Origin of the sequence: Flavobacterium oreochromis (genome assembly GCF_019565455.1) — a bacterium.
Classification (GTDB): Bacteria; Bacteroidota; Bacteroidia; order Flavobacteriales; family Flavobacteriaceae; genus Flavobacterium; species Flavobacterium oreochromis.
On sequence record NZ_CP067377.1, the window covers coordinates 3,195,210 to 3,213,377 of the forward strand.

General features: G+C 27.5%; 17 protein-coding genes and 2 pseudogenes. 14 read left to right on the plus strand and 5 right to left on the minus strand.

What is annotated here, in order from left to right:
- The first annotated feature begins 35 nt into the window (after window positions 1-35).
- The 7 genes and pseudogenes from JJC03_RS15280 to yidD all read left to right on the plus strand — a co-directional run bounded on the left by JJC03_RS15280 (window position 36) and on the right by yidD (window position 7,179).
- Complete coding sequence (locus JJC03_RS15280; RefSeq protein ID WP_235873596.1) at window positions 36-1,241, plus strand: phage tail-like protein; 1,206 nt, start codon at window positions 36-38, stop codon at window positions 1,239-1,241.
- Entirely contained in the window at window positions 1,238-1,609 is a 372-nt protein-coding gene (locus JJC03_RS15285; protein WP_235873597.1) for a hypothetical protein, read from the plus strand. Before JJC03_RS15280 ends, JJC03_RS15285 begins: the two co-directional genes overlap by 4 nt.
- Before the next feature lie 62 nt (window positions 1,610-1,671).
- Window positions 1,672-2,499 (plus strand): LamG domain-containing protein, encoded by an 828-nt coding sequence (locus JJC03_RS15290; protein ID WP_235873598.1) that lies wholly within the window; start codon window positions 1,672-1,674, stop codon window positions 2,497-2,499.
- Window positions 2,500-3,396: 897 nt separating this feature from the next.
- Window positions 3,397-4,590 (plus strand): pyridoxal phosphate-dependent aminotransferase, encoded by a 1,194-nt coding sequence (locus JJC03_RS15295; protein WP_088401084.1) that lies wholly within the window; start codon window positions 3,397-3,399, stop codon window positions 4,588-4,590.
- Between the two features lie 76 nt (window positions 4,591-4,666).
- Window positions 4,667-5,338: a GTP cyclohydrolase I FolE gene (folE, locus tag JJC03_RS15300; protein WP_088401086.1), complete on the plus strand. Its 672-nt coding sequence runs from the start codon at window positions 4,667-4,669 to the stop codon at window positions 5,336-5,338.
- Between the two features lie 71 nt (window positions 5,339-5,409).
- Window positions 5,410-6,890: pseudogene (gene cysS / locus JJC03_RS15305) on the plus strand (cysteine--tRNA ligase).
- Window positions 6,891-6,951: 61 nt separating this feature from the next.
- Window positions 6,952-7,179: a membrane protein insertion efficiency factor YidD gene (yidD, locus tag JJC03_RS15310; protein WP_088401090.1), complete on the plus strand. Its 228-nt coding sequence runs from the start codon at window positions 6,952-6,954 to the stop codon at window positions 7,177-7,179.
- Window positions 7,180-7,548: 369 nt separating this feature from the next.
- Here the strand turns inward: yidD and JJC03_RS15315 are convergent, their stop codons facing one another.
- Window positions 7,549-7,893, minus strand: a complete 345-nt coding sequence (locus tag JJC03_RS15315; protein WP_235873599.1) for a hypothetical protein — start codon at window positions 7,891-7,893, stop codon at window positions 7,549-7,551.
- Between the two features lie 247 nt (window positions 7,894-8,140).
- On the minus strand, window positions 8,141-8,491 hold the full coding sequence (locus JJC03_RS15320; protein WP_088401094.1) for a 4Fe-4S dicluster domain-containing protein: 351 nt from the start codon (window positions 8,489-8,491) through the stop codon (window positions 8,141-8,143).
- A 139-nt stretch (window positions 8,492-8,630) separates the two neighbouring features.
- Here JJC03_RS15320 and JJC03_RS15325 point away from each other — a divergent pair, with 139 nt between their 5' ends.
- The 5 genes and pseudogenes from JJC03_RS15325 to JJC03_RS15345 all read left to right on the plus strand — a co-directional run bounded on the left by JJC03_RS15325 (window position 8,631) and on the right by JJC03_RS15345 (window position 15,071).
- The gene (locus JJC03_RS15325) at window positions 8,631-9,689 is read left to right on the plus strand and encodes an acyl-CoA reductase (RefSeq protein ID WP_088401096.1); all 1,059 of its coding nucleotides are present in this window, start codon (window positions 8,631-8,633) and stop codon (window positions 9,687-9,689) included.
- A gap of 133 nt (window positions 9,690-9,822) precedes the next feature.
- Window positions 9,823-10,892 (plus strand): annotated as a pseudogene (gene serC, locus JJC03_RS15330) (3-phosphoserine/phosphohydroxythreonine transaminase).
- Between the two features lie 17 nt (window positions 10,893-10,909).
- Window positions 10,910-11,860, plus strand: coding sequence for an NAD(P)-dependent oxidoreductase (locus JJC03_RS15335; RefSeq protein WP_103715665.1), 951 nt, complete (start codon window positions 10,910-10,912; stop codon window positions 11,858-11,860).
- A gap of 53 nt (window positions 11,861-11,913) precedes the next feature.
- Window positions 11,914-12,498, plus strand: coding sequence for a DUF937 domain-containing protein (locus JJC03_RS15340; protein ID WP_258931973.1), 585 nt, complete (start codon window positions 11,914-11,916; stop codon window positions 12,496-12,498).
- A gap of 353 nt (window positions 12,499-12,851) precedes the next feature.
- Window positions 12,852-15,071 (plus strand): RelA/SpoT family protein, encoded by a 2,220-nt coding sequence (locus JJC03_RS15345; protein ID WP_088398865.1) that lies wholly within the window; start codon window positions 12,852-12,854, stop codon window positions 15,069-15,071.
- A gap of 539 nt (window positions 15,072-15,610) precedes the next feature.
- On the opposite strand, the gene JJC03_RS15350 is transcribed toward JJC03_RS15345, so the two are convergent.
- Window positions 15,611-15,805 (minus strand): hypothetical protein, encoded by a 195-nt coding sequence (locus tag JJC03_RS15350; RefSeq protein WP_088398864.1) that lies wholly within the window; start codon window positions 15,803-15,805, stop codon window positions 15,611-15,613.
- Window positions 15,806-15,915: 110 nt separating this feature from the next.
- Here JJC03_RS15350 and JJC03_RS15355 point away from each other — a divergent pair, with 110 nt between their 5' ends.
- Both JJC03_RS15355 and JJC03_RS15360 read left to right on the plus strand, forming a co-directional pair.
- Complete coding sequence (locus tag JJC03_RS15355; RefSeq protein WP_088398863.1) at window positions 15,916-16,272, plus strand: hypothetical protein; 357 nt, start codon at window positions 15,916-15,918, stop codon at window positions 16,270-16,272.
- A 500-nt stretch (window positions 16,273-16,772) separates the two neighbouring features.
- Window positions 16,773-17,324, plus strand: a complete 552-nt coding sequence (locus JJC03_RS15360) for a hypothetical protein (protein ID WP_235873600.1) — start codon at window positions 16,773-16,775, stop codon at window positions 17,322-17,324.
- A gap of 108 nt (window positions 17,325-17,432) precedes the next feature.
- Here the strand turns inward: JJC03_RS15360 and JJC03_RS15365 are convergent, their stop codons facing one another.
- On the minus strand, window positions 17,433-17,864 hold the full coding sequence (locus tag JJC03_RS15365; protein WP_235873601.1) for a hypothetical protein: 432 nt from the start codon (window positions 17,862-17,864) through the stop codon (window positions 17,433-17,435).
- 2 nt (window positions 17,865-17,866) lie between these two features.
- Window positions 17,867-18,073 carry a hypothetical protein gene (locus JJC03_RS15370; protein ID WP_088445080.1) on the minus strand — a complete coding sequence of 69 codons (207 nt, stop codon included), beginning with the start codon at window positions 18,071-18,073 and terminating at the stop codon, window positions 17,867-17,869.
- Between the last annotated feature and the right edge of the window lie 95 nt (window positions 18,074-18,168).

The window sequence follows — 18,168 nt, forward strand, 5'->3', positions numbered from 1 at the left end:
ACACCTTTTAATGATTATTATAAAAAAAAAGAATTATGAAACAAAAATTACTTTATAAATTATTTCTTATATCTTTTATTTATTTTGGATATCAAAAAACAAAAGGTCAAGTAGGAATTGGCACAGATACACCTAGAGCTGCATTAGAAATAAATTCTTCAACAAATGGTTTTCTGCCTCCTCAGGTTATCTTAATCGCTTCAAATGTATCAACTCCAGTAGTTAATCCTCAAGGAGGAACACCTATAGCTGGGACTATTGTTTATAACACCGCTATAAATGGAGTAGCTCCTAACAATGTTATACCTGGATATTACTATTGGAATGGTTCTAATTGGCTATTATTAACTAGTCAAACAAATCCAAATCTATCTGAATGGACATTAACAGGTAATGCAGGAACTTCTGCTACAACAAATTTTATAGGAACTACAGACCCAGTTGATTTTGTTACAAGAACAAATAATGTAGAAAAAATGAGAATAACTTCTGCTGGTGCAGTAGGAATAGGTACTAATGCTCCTACATCAAAATTTCATGTAACTGGTTCTTTAGGAACTTCTGTTGCAGAAATAACAAATAATGTAGCTGGAAATACGGTAGATGCCCTAACAATAGGTATTAATAATTGTGGTACAACATGTGGACAAGGAACAGCTAGAAATTTAATATTGTATAATATGAATGGAACAAATCAAACATTTGCCTCTTTTAATTTTGTTCCTTCTACCAATTATACAGGTTTGACAGGTGCTTCTATTGAAGGAATCGATAGAGATGTAACTAATTCTTATGCTGGATTAACTTTTAAAACAAGAAATTCAACAAATTTTTCAGATAGATTAACTATAAGAAGCTCTGGTAATGTAGGAATAGGTACGGTAGCACCTGGATCAAAACTAGACGTAGCATCTGGAATAACAACAACACAAACTGTCATTAATGCTACAGGTAGTATTAATGATTTTTTACAATTTAATGTTCAAAACACAAGTAACGGAACACAAGCACAGAGCGGCTATTCAGCTACAGCAGATAATGGTTCCGCTACCACAGGATTTGCTTGGATGGGGATTAATAATTCTACTTTTAATTTCCCTACAGCTTATAATATAGGTGGAGCTAATGATGTTTCTTATATTGGCAGTGGTCAGGATATGTATATTGCTAATGCAAATAATACTAAATCAATAATCTTTTCTACAGGTACTGCTGCTTCTCCTTTTTTAATGAAAGAATGAGAATTACCAATGCTGGAAATGTAGGAATAGGAACAAATACACCTGGATCAAAACTAACAGTAAATGGAGCTGCAACAAACGCTAGCGCCTATAATGCTGTAGCTGGTACTACAATAGATTTTTCTTTAAGTAATTTAGCTTATACAACTGCTAACCCTGGAAATACTTTTTCCTTAACTAATTTAAAAGATGGAGGAACTTATACTCTTTCTGTACGCGGAACTACTTCTGGAACAGCAAGCTTTACAGCAGCAGGATTTACTCTTAAATCTGTTAATAATGGAGCAACAACCTCTGGGAAAGAAACGTTATATACTTTTTTGGTCATAGGAACTACGGTATATTTTTATATGGTAACAGGATTTTAATAAAATATTTTAAATAATTTAAAATAAACTAGATCACCATAGTTTATCTAATAGAAAACTGTATGATAAAAAAATATGTTTTACTTTTAATTGGATTTTTATTATTTAATAATAAATCAAATAGTCAGGTAGTAGGAACTCCTTATATCGTTCCTAATATCGTAGCAAATAAAATAGGTCTTGATTTTGATGGAATTAATGATGCTGTTTCACTGGGAAATATTACTGCCTTAAATAACATTTCTCAATACACTATTGAATATTGGGGGCGTTTTGCAAACTTTGTACAATGGACAACTATGATAAGTAAACGTATTACTGATACGGAACGAGTTGCTCACATACAATTTGGCTCAACAGCAGGCGAAGTTTATGCTTTTATTGGATCAAATTATATTATTACCACTTCTACAATGCCTGTTAATACTTGGACTCATATTGCTGTTGTTTTTGATGGTACCCAAGCCATAACAACAGAACGCTTAAAAATTTATTTTAATGGTGTAAGACAAAGTGTTACTAATGTTGGAACAATACCTACAATAACTACAACTAGTAATGCTATTTTCTCTATAGGTTCTGAATATAATTCTACTACCGCTATGACATCTGGCTCTACTGGTATTGGGTTATGTGATATGACAATGACAGAATTAAGAATATGGAATGTAGCAAGAACTGCAGTTGAAATACTTACTAATAAAGATAATTTTAATATGCCATTAGCCACCTCTGGTTTATTATATTATTATAAAATGAATCAAGGAATTGCTAATGGAAATAATACAGGAATTGCAAATTTAACAGATTCTAAAAGTGGTATAAATGGTAGTTTGTTTAACTTTTCATTAACAGGAAATACTTCAAACTTTATTGCTCTTCCTTTTTAAAATTGATTATTTAAACCTAGATTATAAGCTTTATTCACCTAATAATCTAGGTTTAATTTAGATAAGATAAGACTATAAAATTCAATTTAAAGAAATTATTCTTTTTATTCAAAAAACTACAATAAAATCCAAAAATAAAAGAATAAATATTTTTTTGAAATTTTATTTTGAATAAAATCTTTTTAAAAATTAAACTTAAAACTTTGATTTTAATATAGGCTAATAAGAAACTTGTTTTAGCAATCTAATAAGTTTTAAAAAATAAAATTTATCTTCTAAAATTTCATTTTTTCTGCTTTTAATTAAATATAAATTATTTTTAAATACTTCTTCTTTATTTAAAATACCTGATCTTTTTGTTAGTACTATTTTTCTAATATTTGAAATGTAAAATGTAGGCTTCGAATACCTCCTTTATCATTAAATTAGAAACTAGAATTTCTTTTATAATTTCTTCACTATTATTTTCTATTTCCTTTCCACATTATAATAAAACTAAAATGTTATCTGAAAATATAATTTTAATTATTGTAATCAAAATAATCTTCAATAATTAACTTAATAAGTTATAGACTTCGATAGTTTTTTAAATTCCTAATCTTTTATCTCTATCTTTTTAAACATTTTGAATATTTACTTTATCAGTTACATCTAAACTAAATAAAACCTCATATTAAGCTTTTATATTTAAATACAAAATTCATTTCACACATTGTACAGGAAAAATTTCTTTATAAAAAGTTAATTATTTTTGATAAAAGGACTTTTTGTTCTATACTTTGTGCAAAATAATCTCGGATATAAAATAAGTTATAGAGATATCAATTAAATCATTATCTAAAAAAATGTTTATTTAAATATTTTATTGCAAATTTGCATTACCAAATTAATTAAATCATGCCAAAAGTTTCAAATAAAGGGCTTCAAATGCCAGAATCTCCTATCAGAAAGTTAGTACCTTATGCAGAAACTGCAAAAAGAAAAGGGCACAAAGTATATCATTTAAACATAGGTCAACCTGATATTCAAACACCAGAAGTAGCTTTAAAAGCTATTAAAGACACAGCTATTAAAGTTTTAGAATATAGTCATTCTGCTGGTTTTGATAGTTATAGAACTAAACTTTCTGAGAGTTATAATAAAATAGGATTACCAATTGCAAAAGAAGATATAATTGTAACAACAGGAGGATCTGAAGCACTGTTATTTGCTTTAGGAAGTACAATGGATGCAGGAGATGAAATTATTATTCCAGAACCTTTTTATGCTAACTATAATGGATTTGCTACTGCATCTGGAGTTAAAGTAGTTCCTGTAATGTCAGGAATAGAAACTGGTTTTGCTTTACCTCCAATTACTGATTTTGAAAAATTAATAACTCCTAATACAAAAGCAATTTTAATTTGTAATCCAGGAAATCCTACTGGTTATTTGTATTCTCAAGATGAAATCAACCAATTAGCAGAATTAGTAAAAAAATATGATCTATTCTTAATTGCTGATGAAGTATACCGCGAATTTGTTTATGATGAGGGCGCTAAACATTATTCTGTTATGAATATTACAGGTATAGAAAATCATGCAATTATGATTGATTCAGTCTCAAAACGTTACAGCATGTGTGGTGCACGTATAGGATGTATCGTTTCTAAAAATAAAGAAGTAATGGATACTGCAATGAAATTTGCACAAGCTAGACTTTCTCCTCCTACTTACGAACAAATAGCAAGTGAAGCTGCTTTAGATACACCACAAAGTTATTTTGATGAAGTGATCAAAGAATATAAGGATAGACGTGATACTTTAATTCAAGAAATGAACAAAATTCCTGGAGTAAAAATTGCTACTCCTAAAGGAGCTTTTTATTGTATAGCACAATTACCTATAAAAAATGCTGATGATTTTGCACAATGGCTATTAGAATCTTTTGATTTTAATGGTGAAACCGTAATGGTAGCTCCAGCAGCTGGATTTTATTCAACCCCTGGCGTAGGACTTAATGAAGTTCGCATTGCTTACGTATTAAAAAAAGAAGATATTATCAAATCGGCTAAAATATTAGGTGAAGCACTGAAAGTATATAACAAATAATACAATTATTTTAGTTTTCAGTAATTCACTATATTTGCAGTTCAAAAAAAAATTGAAATAAATTATATTTATATTAATGGCTCATAACGAAGAATTTCACGACGAATTAGGACACAGTCATATAGCAACTAGTGCCACTACCCCTTTGCGTAGTGATGCTTTTGATTTATCGGACGAAGAAAAGATTACTTCAATCCGTAAAGATGTTGAAAATATTTTAAACACTTTAGGAATGGATTTAACAGATGATAGCTTAAGCGGTACACCTAATCGTGTGGCAAAAATGTTTGTTAAAGATATTTTTGGAGGATTAAACCCAAATAAAAAACCTGGATCTTCTACTTTTCAAAATCATTATAAATATAATGAAATGTTAGTAGAGAAAAATATTGTAGTTTATTCTACTTGCGAACACCATCTTTTACCAATTATAGGTCGTGCCCATGTTGCTTATATTTCAAATGGCACCGTAATTGGTCTGTCTAAAATGAACCGTATAGTAGACTATTATGCTAAACGTCCTCAAGTACAAGAACGTTTAACTATGCAAATTGTGCAAGAATTACAAAATGTATTAGGTACTGATGATGTAGCTTGTGTAATAGATGCAAAACATCTATGTGTTAACTCACGTGGTATAAAAGATATTGAAAGCAGCACAGTAACTGCTGAATTTGGTGGTAAATTCAAAAATGAGGCAACTCGTAAAGAATTTTTAGACTATATAAAATTAGAAACTAAATTTTAAGTATTCAGCTTATTAATTAGACTTACAATTTAAGTTTTGTAAGTCTAATTAAATTATTCAAATTCTAACCAATGCATTTATACACATCCAATCCTATCAAAGTTTATAACACCTTAAGTGGCGAGAAAGAATCTTTTATCCCTGTACATGAGGGTAATGTAGGTATGTACGTATGCGGTCCTACAGTATACAACTATGTACATTTAGGTAATGTAAGAACTTTCATGAGTTTTGATGTTATTTATCGCTATTTATTACATTTAGGCTACAATGTTCGTTATGTACGTAATATAACTGATGCTGGACATTTAACCGATGATGGAAATATAGAAAATGATCGTTTTGTAAAACAATCTATTTTAGAAAAGCTAGAACCAATGGAAATCGTACAAAAATATACGGTTTATTTCCATAAAGTTTTAGATCTATTTAATTTTTTACCTCCTAATATAGAACCTACCGCTACAGGTCATATTGTTGAACAAATTGAATTGACTCAAAATTTAATAGATAAAGGATTAGCTTACGAAAGTCAAGGCTCTGTTTACTTTGATGTAGAAGAATACAATAAAAGAGGACTTAATTATGGTGAATTAAGTAATCGAAATATAGACGATCTATTAGCTAATACACGTGATTTAGATGGTCAAAATGAAAAAAGAAATCCACAAGATTTTGCTTTATGGAAATCAGCATCTCCTGCTCATATTATGAGATGGAATTCTCCTTGGGGTGAAGGATTTCCAGGGTGGCACTTAGAGTGTACTGCCATGAGCACAAAGTACCTAGGTAAAAATTTTGATATTCATGGGGGGGTATGGATCTAAAATTCCCTCATCATGAATGTGAAATTGCACAAGGAAAAGGTTGTAATGGCACTGAACCAGTAAAATACTGGATGCACGCCAATATGCTTACTATGAATGGATTGAGAATGAGTAAATCTACTGGTAATTTTATTTTACCATTAGAACTAATTACAGGTGATAACACTTTTTTTGAAAAAGCCTTTAGTCCAAGTATTATTCGTTTTTGCTTTTTACAAGCACATTATAGAAGTGAACTAGACATCTCTAATGACGCAATGATAGCTAGTGAAAAAGGTTATAATAGATTAATGGAAGCTATCAAAAGTATTGATTCAATTACAGTAACAAATCAATCTTCTATAGATATCGAACAATGGGCAAGCAGCTGTTACCAAGCTATGAATGATGATTTTAATACACCTATCTTAATTGCTAATCTATTTGAAGGGGCACGCATTATCAATGTCTTAAGAGATAACAAAGAAAGTATTACAAAAGACGATTTAAATTTACTAAGAAAAACAATGTATGATTTTGTATTTGATATTTTGGGTATTCAAAATGAATCAACTACAAATAATCATTCAAGTAAATTAAATGGAGTGATTGAAATGCTAATTACTATGCGTAAAGAAGCTCGTGAGAATAAAAACTGGGCGCTTTCAGATCAGATTCGTGATCAATTACTAGCTTTAGGTATTCAACTAAAAGATGGTAAAGAAGGTACAAGTTATACTTATTAAACATAAAAACCTGTTAGATTAAATAATTATTTACTAACAGGTTTCTTTTTATTGTAAAACCATGAATTTTAAAAAAATATTAATTTTACCACTAATCTTTTTAGTACGAGTTTATCAATATATAATTTCCCCCTTAATGCCTCCAACTTGTAGATACCAACCTACTTGTTCTCATTATATGATAGAAGCTTTACAAAAACATGGCCCTTTAAAAGGATTATATTTAGGTATTAAGCGTATATTAAGTTGTCACCCTTGGGGAGGTAATGGATATGATCCAGTACCTTAAAAAATATTTAAAAGAATTATTAAATATTCATTAAAAAAAATTAATACTTAGTCATCTAGAAAAGAATAATCTTTAGGCTTACAATTCTTTTTTTCTCTTTCTAACATATACTTATACAATCCGAATTGTGCAAAAAGATACAAAAACATAGATATAGATGGAAAAAAGGAAATTGATATGTAAAAAAGTTTTAAAACTAGTATAAATTGGATTATAGCAAAAAAAACAGCATTAATCAAAAGCCAAAAATTCTTTTTACATCCTTCAATCATATAATTAGAAAGTGCTAATCCTCCTAAAAAGAAAGAAATATTACTTGAATTAAATAAATATAAATTCCTTTTCCTAGCTCATTTTTAGTTAAAAAAGTTAAATATCCAAAAGCAGTAAAAAAGGAAGACTTCCTATTACTACAGGTAATTTTTTCTTGATAGGTTCATCTTGAATCACCAGGCATATAACAATCCCCCTATATATAAAAAAGAAAATAGACGCTATTACAGCACTACTAAAAGTTCTTGAAACAAAGAGAATATTTGCTATTAATACAAAAAATAAAGCTAATAAAAAATATATATTTCGTTCTTTTGAAACCTTCCAATACATCAGCATCATGATAGGCATTAGCAAAGGTTTTAATATATATATTAATAAAACTTGATTAAAATACTCAGCTACAACTTCAAGTAATCCAATTATAAAAAATAAAATCAAAAAAACTTTTTCTTGAGATTTTTTTCGCTATAAAGCATATATTTAATAATAAATTTAATTCTTTTATTTGTGATCCTAAAATTACAACTAAATTTATTTTTTAAAATATTATGAACAATTTATTTACTCTTTTTGAATAAAAAACAGAATTAACAACTAATAAGACAAAACCTTCTGATATTCTTAAAAAAAAACTAAAAAAGGCTGTTTATTTACAAACAGCTTTTTGTTTTTTTAATATAAAAAATTACTCATTATGTAAAAAAGACTGTCTATTGAGTAATGTTTCCTCTGTTTCAACATGATTATCATCAGGAACACAACAATCTACTGGACATACTGCAGCACATTGTGGTTCTTCATGAAAACCTTTACACTCAGTACACTTACCTGGAACAATATAATATATATCATCAGAAATAGGGGTCTGTGCTACTTCTGCATCTACTTCTGTTCCATCAGGTAAAACTATTTTACCTGTTAATTTAGTACCGTCTTTCCATCTCCAATCATCAGCTCCTTCATAAATTGCAGTATTAGGGCACTCTGGCTCGCATGCCCCACAGTTAATACATTCGTCTGTAATTATAATTGCCATATTTTTATGTTTTATACCTCAAGCCCTAAGCTATAAGCGTTCAACTATTTTAAAAGCTTTAGGCTATTGTAGTTCCTAAAGCTAAATATCTTATTTTTGTGCAAAAATACAATCTAAACCATACATAAGCAAGTAACCTATGTCACAAAAAGAAATTATTATTGCATTTTCGAAATTAGGAAATTTCTTAAAACAATTTACCCCTCAAGGTAATATAGCGAATGAGCAAGTACTTTACAATGAACTCTTTTTTGACTCATTTGCAGAACTCATTCAAACATCTAAATCACATAATGGTTGGTTTACATCTGAACAGGTTTATTTTTCAATTCAATCTTGGGCTGAAGCTTTGACAGAAGAAAATCTAATTAAATGGTTAAGACCCTATACATATAATGAAGAAAAGATCAAAACAATTGCTTTAGTTTTAGCTGGGAATATCCCCTTAGTAGGTTTTCATGATTTTATATCTGTTTTAGTAAGTGGTAATAAAGTGTTAGCAAAATTATCCTCTAATGATCAAAAATTACTTCCTTTTTTAGCTAATTATCTAAAAAAAATAGAACCAAAATTTAAAGAAAGAATTCTTTTCTCTGAAGAAAAATTAGAAAATTTTGATGCTGTGATTGCTACAGGAAGTAATAATACGGCTCGTTATTTTGAATATTATTTTAGAAACAAACCTTCTATTATAAGAAAAAATAGAAATTCTGTAGCTATATTAAATGGTAGTGAAAATAAAGAAGAACTGTTTTTATTAGGTGAAGATATCTTTCGCTATTTTGGTCTAGGTTGTCGTAATGTCTCCAAAATCTTTATCCCTAAAAATTATGATTTTAAATTATTTTTTGAAGCTATTTACCCATATGGAGAAATTATTCATTATGAAAAATATGCTAACAATTATGATTATAATAAAGCTGTATTTCTAATGAGTTTATTTAAAATATTAGATAATGAATTTTTAACTATAAAAGAAGATACAAGCTATGCTTCTCCTATTTCTTCATTATTTTATGAATATTATGAAAATTTAGAAGACATTACAAATCGTCTTCTAAGAGATAAAGATCTAATTCAATGTGTTGTTTCAAATCATTTAACAGAAAACAGTATTCCTTTTGGTCAAACTCAAAAACCAAAACTTTGGGATTATGCAGATAATATTGATACCATTGCTTTCTTAAATTCATTATAAAAATGGCAATTAAAATTTCAGATATTATAAAAAAGAAAAAGAAAAAGAGACTCATTTACATAAACCTTATTTTAATTTAGAAGCTCGTATTAATAGTAATCGGTTATTTACAAAATCTAATAAAAGGCAAATAATGAAAAAACATAATTATAGTGCAGGACCATGTATTTTACCACAAGAAGTTTTTGAACAATCTGCAAAAGCTATTTTAGATTTTAATGGAATGGGATTATCTCTTTTAGAAATTTCACACCGTAGTAATGAATTTGTAGAAGTAATAGAAGAAGCAAGATCTTTGGTTCTTAATCTTCTAGGCTTACAAAATAAAGGTTATAAAGCTCTTTTTTTACATGGAGGAGCTAGCTTAGAATTTTTAATGGTTCCTTATAATTTAATGAAAATAAATGGAAAAGCAGGTTATCTAGAAACAGGAACCTGGGCAAGTGGAGCTATTAAGGAAGCAACTCTTTTGGAGAAACACTTGTGGTTGCTTCTTCAAAAAATGAACAATTTAATCATATCCCTAAGGATTATACGATTCCTAATAACTTAGACTATTTTCATTGTACAAGTAATAATACAATTTATGGCACTCAAATGAAATCATTTCCCAAAACAGACACTGTAATGGTTTGTGATATGAGTTCAGATATTTTTTCAAGAAGTTTAGATTTTAGTCAATTTGATTTAATTTATGCTGGAGCTCAAAAAAACATGGGACCCGCTGGAACAACACTAGTGGTAATAAAAGAAGAAATCTTAGGAAAAACAGGACGTGTTATTCCCTCTATGTTAGATTATAAACTTCACATTAAAAAAGAAAGTATGTATAATACACCTCCTGTATTTTCTATTTATGCCTCTTTGTTAACATTAAAATGGTTAGAAAAAATAGGAGGAATTCATGCTATTGAAAAAATAAACAATGAAAAAGCAAAGCTTTTATATACAGAAATAGACCGAAATCCTTTATTCAGAGGAACCGCTATAAAAGAGGATCGAAGTTCTATGAATGCTACATTTGTTTTAGAAAATATAAAATATGAATCTATATTTAATGAACTTTGTGAAAAAGTAGGAATTTCAGGATTAAAAGGTCACCGTTCTGTTGGTGGATATAGAGCTTCTCTTTATAATGCTTTACCTTTAGAAAGCGTTCAAATTTTAGTAGATACAATGAAAGAATTTGAAAATTTAGTTTAAAAAATAACTTATTATAGATGAAAATCTTAGCAAATGATGGACTTTCTAATCAAGCCATCTCACTATTAGAAAAAAATGGATTTGAAGTAATAACTACTAAAGTAGCACAAGAGCAACTAAGTAATTATTTAAATAAAAATCAAATAGAAATAATAATTGTACATACAGCTACTAAAATCAATCAATCCATAATAGATGCTTGCCCTCATTTAAAAGTAATTGGAAAATTAGGAATTGAAAAAGATACTATAACAATAAACAATAATCATCCAAACAATATATTTTTTTTAAATACGCCCAATGCTTCTGTAAATGCTGTTGCCGAATTAACAATCGGTCATCTTATTTCTGGTGCTCGTTATCTACATGATTCTAATAGAAATATGCCATTAGAAGGTGATACACATTTTAATGAACTAAGAAAAGTATACAGTACAGGTCTAGAGTTAAAAGAAAAGACCCTAGCTGTTATTGGTTTTGGAAAAACAGGTAAAGCTGTAGCAAAAAAAGCATTAGGATTAGGAATGAGAGTTATTGCAACAGCAAAAGAAAAAATGCAAGCACCTGTAGACATAGAATTTTATACAGGACAAAAAGTTACCATTACAATTGATTTAATGCCTTTAGAAGAATTACTTCCTTTAGCTGATTTCATATCATTACATGTGCCTAAACAAGAAAGCTATCTCCTAACTGCTACCGAGTTTGAAAAAATGAAACAAGGTGTTGGTATAATTAATACCTCTATGGGTGAGCTTATAAATGAAGTAGAATTAATAGAATATTTAGAAAACAAAAAAATTAGTTTTGTAGGTTTAGATGTTTTTCAAGAAGAACCTAATCCCGCTGTACAATTGTTAATGCATCCAGATATATCACTAACACCACACATTGGAGGTTTTACTAGTGAAACTTTAAATAAAATGTCTATTGAATTAGCAAATAAAATTATTGATTTATACAGATAAGAAATCTCATTTTTAATCATTATTTTTATAGTCTTAACCAAAAAACCAATAAAATGTCAGAAATTTTAGATTTAATCAATAGTGATTTAGGGAAACAAATTGTTGGAAACATAAGCAATACAGTTGGAACAACAGAAAAAGAAACTTCAAATGTATTGAGTTCAGCTCTTCCTCAATTAGTTAATGCTATGCAAACTAATTCAAATACAGAAACAGGTACTGGAGGATTGTTAAGTGCATTATTAAATGGTAAACATAATGGAGGTTTATTAGAAAACATTGGAGATCTATTTAATTCAGGAAATATAGATACTCAAGATGGAGGAAAAATATTAGGTCACATTTTAGGTAATAATCAATCTAATTTAGAAAATAAATTAAGTTTATCCACAGGTGTTCCATCCGATAAAATCAGTTCAATTTTACAAATGGCAGCTCCTTTACTAATGTCATTTTTAGCAGGTAAAGCAAAATCAGCTAATGTTCAAAATACAAATGATTTAGGAGGACTATTAAGTAGTTTATTAGGAGGAAATTCAACAATCACATCTATACTAGATCAAGATGGAGATGGTCAATTAGGCATTAATGATGCTGTTACAGTAGCCACAAAAAAGGAGGCTTTGGAGGATTATTAGGAAAACTTTTTGGAAAATAATATAAAATATACTTAAATAAATTATATTTATTACTTCAAAATTTTGTTGTATGAATGTAATATACCTAAAAATAGACCATTATAATATTTTTATAATGGTTTGTTTTTTAAGTTCATTCACAAACAATAATTACAACTTTAATTTTCAAAATACAAACCATTTAGAAAATAAAGTATTGATATTTAAAAACTTAAACACAAAAATAAAATTTAAATTTCGCTTATAACACCTATAACTTCCTGTTAAAAAAATCAGATAATAATCATTTCTTTAAAATTGTAATTTTATTAAATTTTTATTAAATTTAGACAACACATATACCCCAAAACACAATGGTTGAAATTGACATCGAAAAGGAAAATAAAGCAATCGCTCAAGAATACAAAGAATTACTTCGTATAAGTTATCAAACTTTGAGTGATGAAGATAAAAAATTGATTCGTAAAGCATTTGATTTTGCGGTTGATGCTCATCAAGATCAAAGAAGAAAATCAGGTGAAGCATATATTTTTCACCCTATAGCGGTTGCAAAAATCGTTGCTGGAGAAATTGGATTAGGAGCTACAGGAATAGCTGCTGCATTATTACATGATGTAGTTGAAGATACAGACATAACAGTAGAAGAAATAGAAAAAACATTCAATCCTAAAGTTGCTCAATTAGTAGCAGGCTTAACTAAAATTTCTCAAGTTAAAAAAGATATGAATATATCTATGCAGGCAGAAAATTTCAGAAAAATGCTACTAACGCTTAATGATGATGTACGAGTTATTATAATCAAATTAGCTGATCGTTTACATAATATGCAAACGATGGAATCAATGGCAGAACATAAACAATTAAAAATCGCCTCTGAAACACTTTATATTTATGCTCCCCTAGCCCATCGCCTTGGACTTTATAATATCAAGACAAAATTAGAAGACTTAGGATTAAAATATACTGAACCTTCTGTATATAATGATATTGTGAGTAAAATAAAAGAATCAAAAGAAGAACAAGATGCGTATATAAAAAGTATTTCAGACATTTTACAAAAATCATTAGATGAAGAAGGAATAGATTATATAATAAAAGGAAGACCAAAATCAATCTATTCCATTAGAAGAAAAATGGCTGCACAAAAAGTAAGTTTTGATGAAGTATATGACAAATTTGCTTTACGTATAGTCTATAAATCAAACCCTCATGATGAAAAATTCCTTGCTTGGAAAATTTATTCAATTGTTACTGATCATTATCGCCCCTCCCCTAGTCGTTTAAGAGATTGGATTTCTTCTCCTAAATCCACTGGTTATGAAGCTCTTCATATAACAGTTATGGGGCCACTAGGCCGATGGGTGGAAATACAAGTTCGTAGCGAACGAATGGATGAAATTGCAGAAAAAGGTTATGCAGCACATTATAAATATAAACAAGGCGCAACAGAAGAAACTAGTCTTGATACTTGGTTAAATCTATTAAGAGAAGCTCTCGAAAATGCTGATAGCAATGCAGTTGATTTTGTTGAAGATTTTAAAATGAATCTTTATGCAAAAGAAATATATGTTTTTACTCCAAAAGGAGAAATAAAATCATTACCCAAAGGAGCTACTGCATTAGATTTTGCTTTTTCAGTTCATTCCGAAATAGGTATAAAAACACGTGGCACCAGAGTTAATGGTAAGTTAGTTCCACTAAATCACGAATTAAAAAGTGGTGATCAAGTAGAAATTATAACTTCTGCACATCAAAAACCTACAGTTACATGGTTAGATTATGTTACTACTTCTCGAGCTAAAAATAAAATTAGAAATGTTTTAAATGAAAATACCAAAAAAATTGGAGAAGATGGTAAAGAAATATTAGAAAGAAAACTTCGTCATTTAAAAATAAATTTTAACGAAAATACTATTAATGAGCTTGTAGCTTTTCTAAGACTTAAAACTAGTTTAGACCTATTTTATAGAGTAGGAATTGGCTCTATAGATAATCAGCAACTAAAAGATTATGCAGCACAAAAAAATAATACTTTCATTAACTTCTTTAGAGGAAAAATTAAAAAAGGACAAACAGTTAACCCGGAAATTATCCAAAAAGAAGAAATTACTCAAAAGTATGACCTACTCGTATTTGGAATCGAACAAGATAGACTAGATTACAAACTATCAAGTTGTTGTAATCCTATACCTGGCGATCCTGTTTTTGGTTTTGTTACTATAAATGAAGGTATTAAAGTACATAAAAAAGATTGTCCTAATGCTATTAGTTTACAATCAAATTATGCTTATCGCATCATTTCAGCAAAATGGATTGATTCTACTCAACAAGATTTTAAAGCTACTCTAAAAATAACAGGAATGGATACCCTTGGTCTTACTAATGAATTAACAAGAGTAATTTCTAATAATTTAAATGTTAATATTCAAAGTATTTCTTTAAGCGGTGAAGCTGGACTTTTTACAGGACAAATAACAGTTGTCGTTCCTAATATTTCTATCCTTAAAAAAATGATTGAAGGTATTAAAAAAATTGATGGAGTTGAAAAAGTAACAAGAGAATACACTAATTAATAGTATATATATATAACCTAAATTTATATATATCCTCCATTATCATGAAAGATAATGAAGATTTTAATAAAAAACACTTCTATCTTTTTATAATATTAAATTTATAAAAATTAAGTTTTTCGGAGATTATATCTATAAAATGAAGTTATAGCTTATAAAATAAATTAAAGAAACATTTGGGCTGGTTTTTACTTATCGCAAAACCAGCCCTTTTTATCTTAAGCATCTTGCTTTAGATTAAAATGCCCACAGTTAAACACCCATACTTATTATAGAGTATGTACTTTTGTTGATTTAATAACTTAATAACGAAAAAATAACAAAAAAGTCCCCATCTTCCTTGTATATTTGTTAAAGTTTTAAAAATCCACAATAAAATAATTTAAATCTGTGTGATAAAAAAACTAAATAATTACTCTATAGCATAAAGAAATAAAATAAATATTAAACTTTTTAGTTGAACATATTTGAAGGTATATATAAACACGTAATTTATGACTTTACTCTTTTATTCAATATTTAAAACTAATTCTAGTATACTATTTATTATTAAAATTCTTATATTCTTTTATTTCTTCTTCTAATAATTCAATAGCTCGGTTACGTATTTTTTGTGCTGTTTCCGAATTATTGAAATATCTAAGAGCGCTATAAATTGTTTGTCTTGAAACCTCTTGAAACTCTTTTCTAAGAACTTGATGATGTTTAGTACCTAAATTAATTGACGACCCCATAAACTTACTTTATTATATTTACATTTGTAAATGTACTCACAAAGAGCACAAGCAAATATATATACTTTTTTTCAAACAAATTATGATTTATTAACTTTTTTTCAAACACCATGTCCATCCAAGAAAGAATCCTACAATATATTAATTACAAAACAATTACACCCTACAAATTTTGTAAAGAATTAGGCTTTGCAATGGGGTACCTTGACAAAAGAGGAGCAATAAGAACTGATAACTATTTGAAAATTATAGAACACTATAAAGACTTAAATCCAGAGTGGTTATTAAAAGGAGAAGGTAATATGTTAAAAGATTACGCTGATGATAAAAATTTTGATAATAATGAAAAAATAAACTACAAAGAATTAGCTGAAGCTAGGGAAGAAATAATAAATTTATTAAAAGAAAAAATTAATATACTAACGGAAGAAAATTTCATCCTAAAAGCTCGTTTAACAAAAAAATGAAAATAAAATCATTAAAAACAATAAAATCTAATTAATTATGTTTTAACAATAAAAGTTCTAAAACAAAACTTTTAAATAATAATTTATTCCCCTTATCATTAACTAATTTATTATGTATATTCCACATCTTACCATATTAATTTATAAATTATCTCCCATTTTCATTTAAATTAATTTAAAGATGTTTTTTAAAAAGAAACTAATCTATTTATATTCTGATAGATATAAAAAAACAACTTTGTTTTTCAAGAAATACTACCATGAATTATAAATTTAAAGAGTTTTATATATACTAATTTTACTTAACATTCTTTAGAGTTTTTAAAAAAATATTTAAATTCTTTCCTTTAAATTACTATTGTTTTGCAATTCTAAACTAAACAATTAGTTTTTTTGTTAGATTTGTATGAGACAAACATACATAATAGTTATGTAAATACAAAACTAAACATATGATTTTAACATAACTATCATACTTTTAAAAGCTAAAATGAATAATAATGGATGCTGATTCTATAATTTTAGAAATAAAAAAAAGAGGTTTAACGGGTTACAAAATAGCTGAAGAAACAAAACTTACAGAAGTGGGGATTAATAAAATATTAAATGGAACTTCTAAAAAACCAAGAAAATCTACTTTAAAAATACTACATAACTATTTGGCTAATAAAAATAATTTAAATCAAAATTTTATAGATTTTAATAATGATGAATTATTTAAAATTAATTCATTAGAAAATGAATTAAAAATGGCTCATGATACAATTGCATTACTTAAAGAGCAAAATAATTTTTTAAGAGAACAAATTTCTTTTTACAAGGATAAATATTCGATTATGCAATATGATAATTTGGTAAAAACAATTGATGACAAAGTAGATTATTTATATGAAACTTTCAAAGAAAAAGAATTAATAAATCAATTAAGTAAAATGAGAGAAAAACAAAAAAGCCTCTATTGTAGAGGCTTTTTAAAAAACATATTTATACAATCTTTTTTTATTCTTGCATTTTCTTCTGCTTGTATTCTTCTATACTCTTTCAAACATTGAGAAAATATTTTTTTAATAGTATCTTCATCAATTTCATTATTATCATATGATTCATTGGCTAATTTTGAAAGACGTATTAATTCATCATATTTACTCATAAGCTAATACCTATTTATTACTATATACGACAAATCCAACATTTTCTCTAGAAACATAATTTTCTTTTTTGTTTCTTCTTTTTCTTTTTTTCTTTTTCTTAATTTTTGACATCCCTATCATAAAAAAAACAAATAAAAGGGTTATAAAAATGGCATAAAATTTAGACCATCCATAATCTGTTTTTTCTCCTCTAAATACCCAAAATAAATAAGTAGTATATGTATAAACAGGAAATATATAGCTGATTTTATAAGGTCTTAAGTTAGCACCTATTATTAACAAAAGAGGGGCGATAGTAGTACTTGTTGCCCAAACCAAGTCAGCTGAACTATTATAACCAAAATTATTATTAAAACGGATACTATAGACTATTACATATTTATCTAAATACGATATTAATGCTGATGCTATAATAAATATCGATCCTAAAATTCTATACATTATTAATTAATTCTTGGAGGTCTAATTATTCCTCCCTTATCTATATCAATTTTTAAAGAAAGTGATTTTTTAAAATTATTAACCACTTTTATTTTTTCTTCTGTTAGCTTTATAAAATATTCATTATTAGAAAAAAAAAATATATTACCTTCTTTTAACAAAAAAGGTATCGGTATTAAAATTCCTATTAAAATAATTATTCTTTTCATGTTTTTTATATAGAATAATCTCTTTTAATTACAAAAACATATTTTATAAAAACATGTTTTATACGAGTACTCATAAAAATAGGTATTACATTTTG

Bases quoted from the DNA above. Each gene is read 5' to 3' on its own strand.
- JJC03_RS15340 (WP_258931973.1), top strand. From the start codon at position 11,914: ATGTCAGAAATTTTAGATTTAATCAATAGTGATTTAGGGAAACAAATT.
- JJC03_RS15285 (WP_235873597.1), top strand. From the start codon at position 1,238: ATGAGAATTACCAATGCTGGAAATGTAGGAATAGGAACAAATACACCT.
- JJC03_RS15290 (WP_235873598.1), top strand. From the start codon at position 1,672: ATGATAAAAAAATATGTTTTACTTTTAATTGGATTTTTATTATTTAAT.
- JJC03_RS15360 (WP_235873600.1), top strand. From the start codon at position 16,773: ATGGATGCTGATTCTATAATTTTAGAAATAAAAAAAAGAGGTTTAACG.
- JJC03_RS15280 (WP_235873596.1), top strand. From the start codon at position 36: ATGAAACAAAAATTACTTTATAAATTATTTCTTATATCTTTTATTTAT.
- JJC03_RS15345 (WP_088398865.1), top strand. From the start codon at position 12,852: ATGGTTGAAATTGACATCGAAAAGGAAAATAAAGCAATCGCTCAAGAA.
- yidD (WP_088401090.1), top strand. From the start codon at position 6,952: ATGAATTTTAAAAAAATATTAATTTTACCACTAATCTTTTTAGTACGA.
- JJC03_RS15295 (WP_088401084.1), top strand. From the start codon at position 3,397: ATGCCAAAAGTTTCAAATAAAGGGCTTCAAATGCCAGAATCTCCTATC.
- JJC03_RS15335 (WP_103715665.1), top strand. From the start codon at position 10,910: ATGAAAATCTTAGCAAATGATGGACTTTCTAATCAAGCCATCTCACTA.
- JJC03_RS15355 (WP_088398863.1), top strand. From the start codon at position 15,916: ATGTCCATCCAAGAAAGAATCCTACAATATATTAATTACAAAACAATT.
- JJC03_RS15320 (WP_088401094.1), bottom strand. From the start codon at position 8,491: ATGGCAATTATAATTACAGACGAATGTATTAACTGTGGGGCATGCGAG.
- folE (WP_088401086.1), top strand. From the start codon at position 4,667: ATGGCTCATAACGAAGAATTTCACGACGAATTAGGACACAGTCATATA.
- JJC03_RS15350 (WP_088398864.1), bottom strand. From the start codon at position 15,805: ATGGGGTCGTCAATTAATTTAGGTACTAAACATCATCAAGTTCTTAGA.
- JJC03_RS15365 (WP_235873601.1), bottom strand. From the start codon at position 17,864: ATGTATAGAATTTTAGGATCGATATTTATTATAGCATCAGCATTAATA.
- JJC03_RS15325 (WP_088401096.1), top strand. From the start codon at position 8,631: ATGTCACAAAAAGAAATTATTATTGCATTTTCGAAATTAGGAAATTTC.
- JJC03_RS15370 (WP_088445080.1), bottom strand. From the start codon at position 18,073: ATGAAAAGAATAATTATTTTAATAGGAATTTTAATACCGATACCTTTT.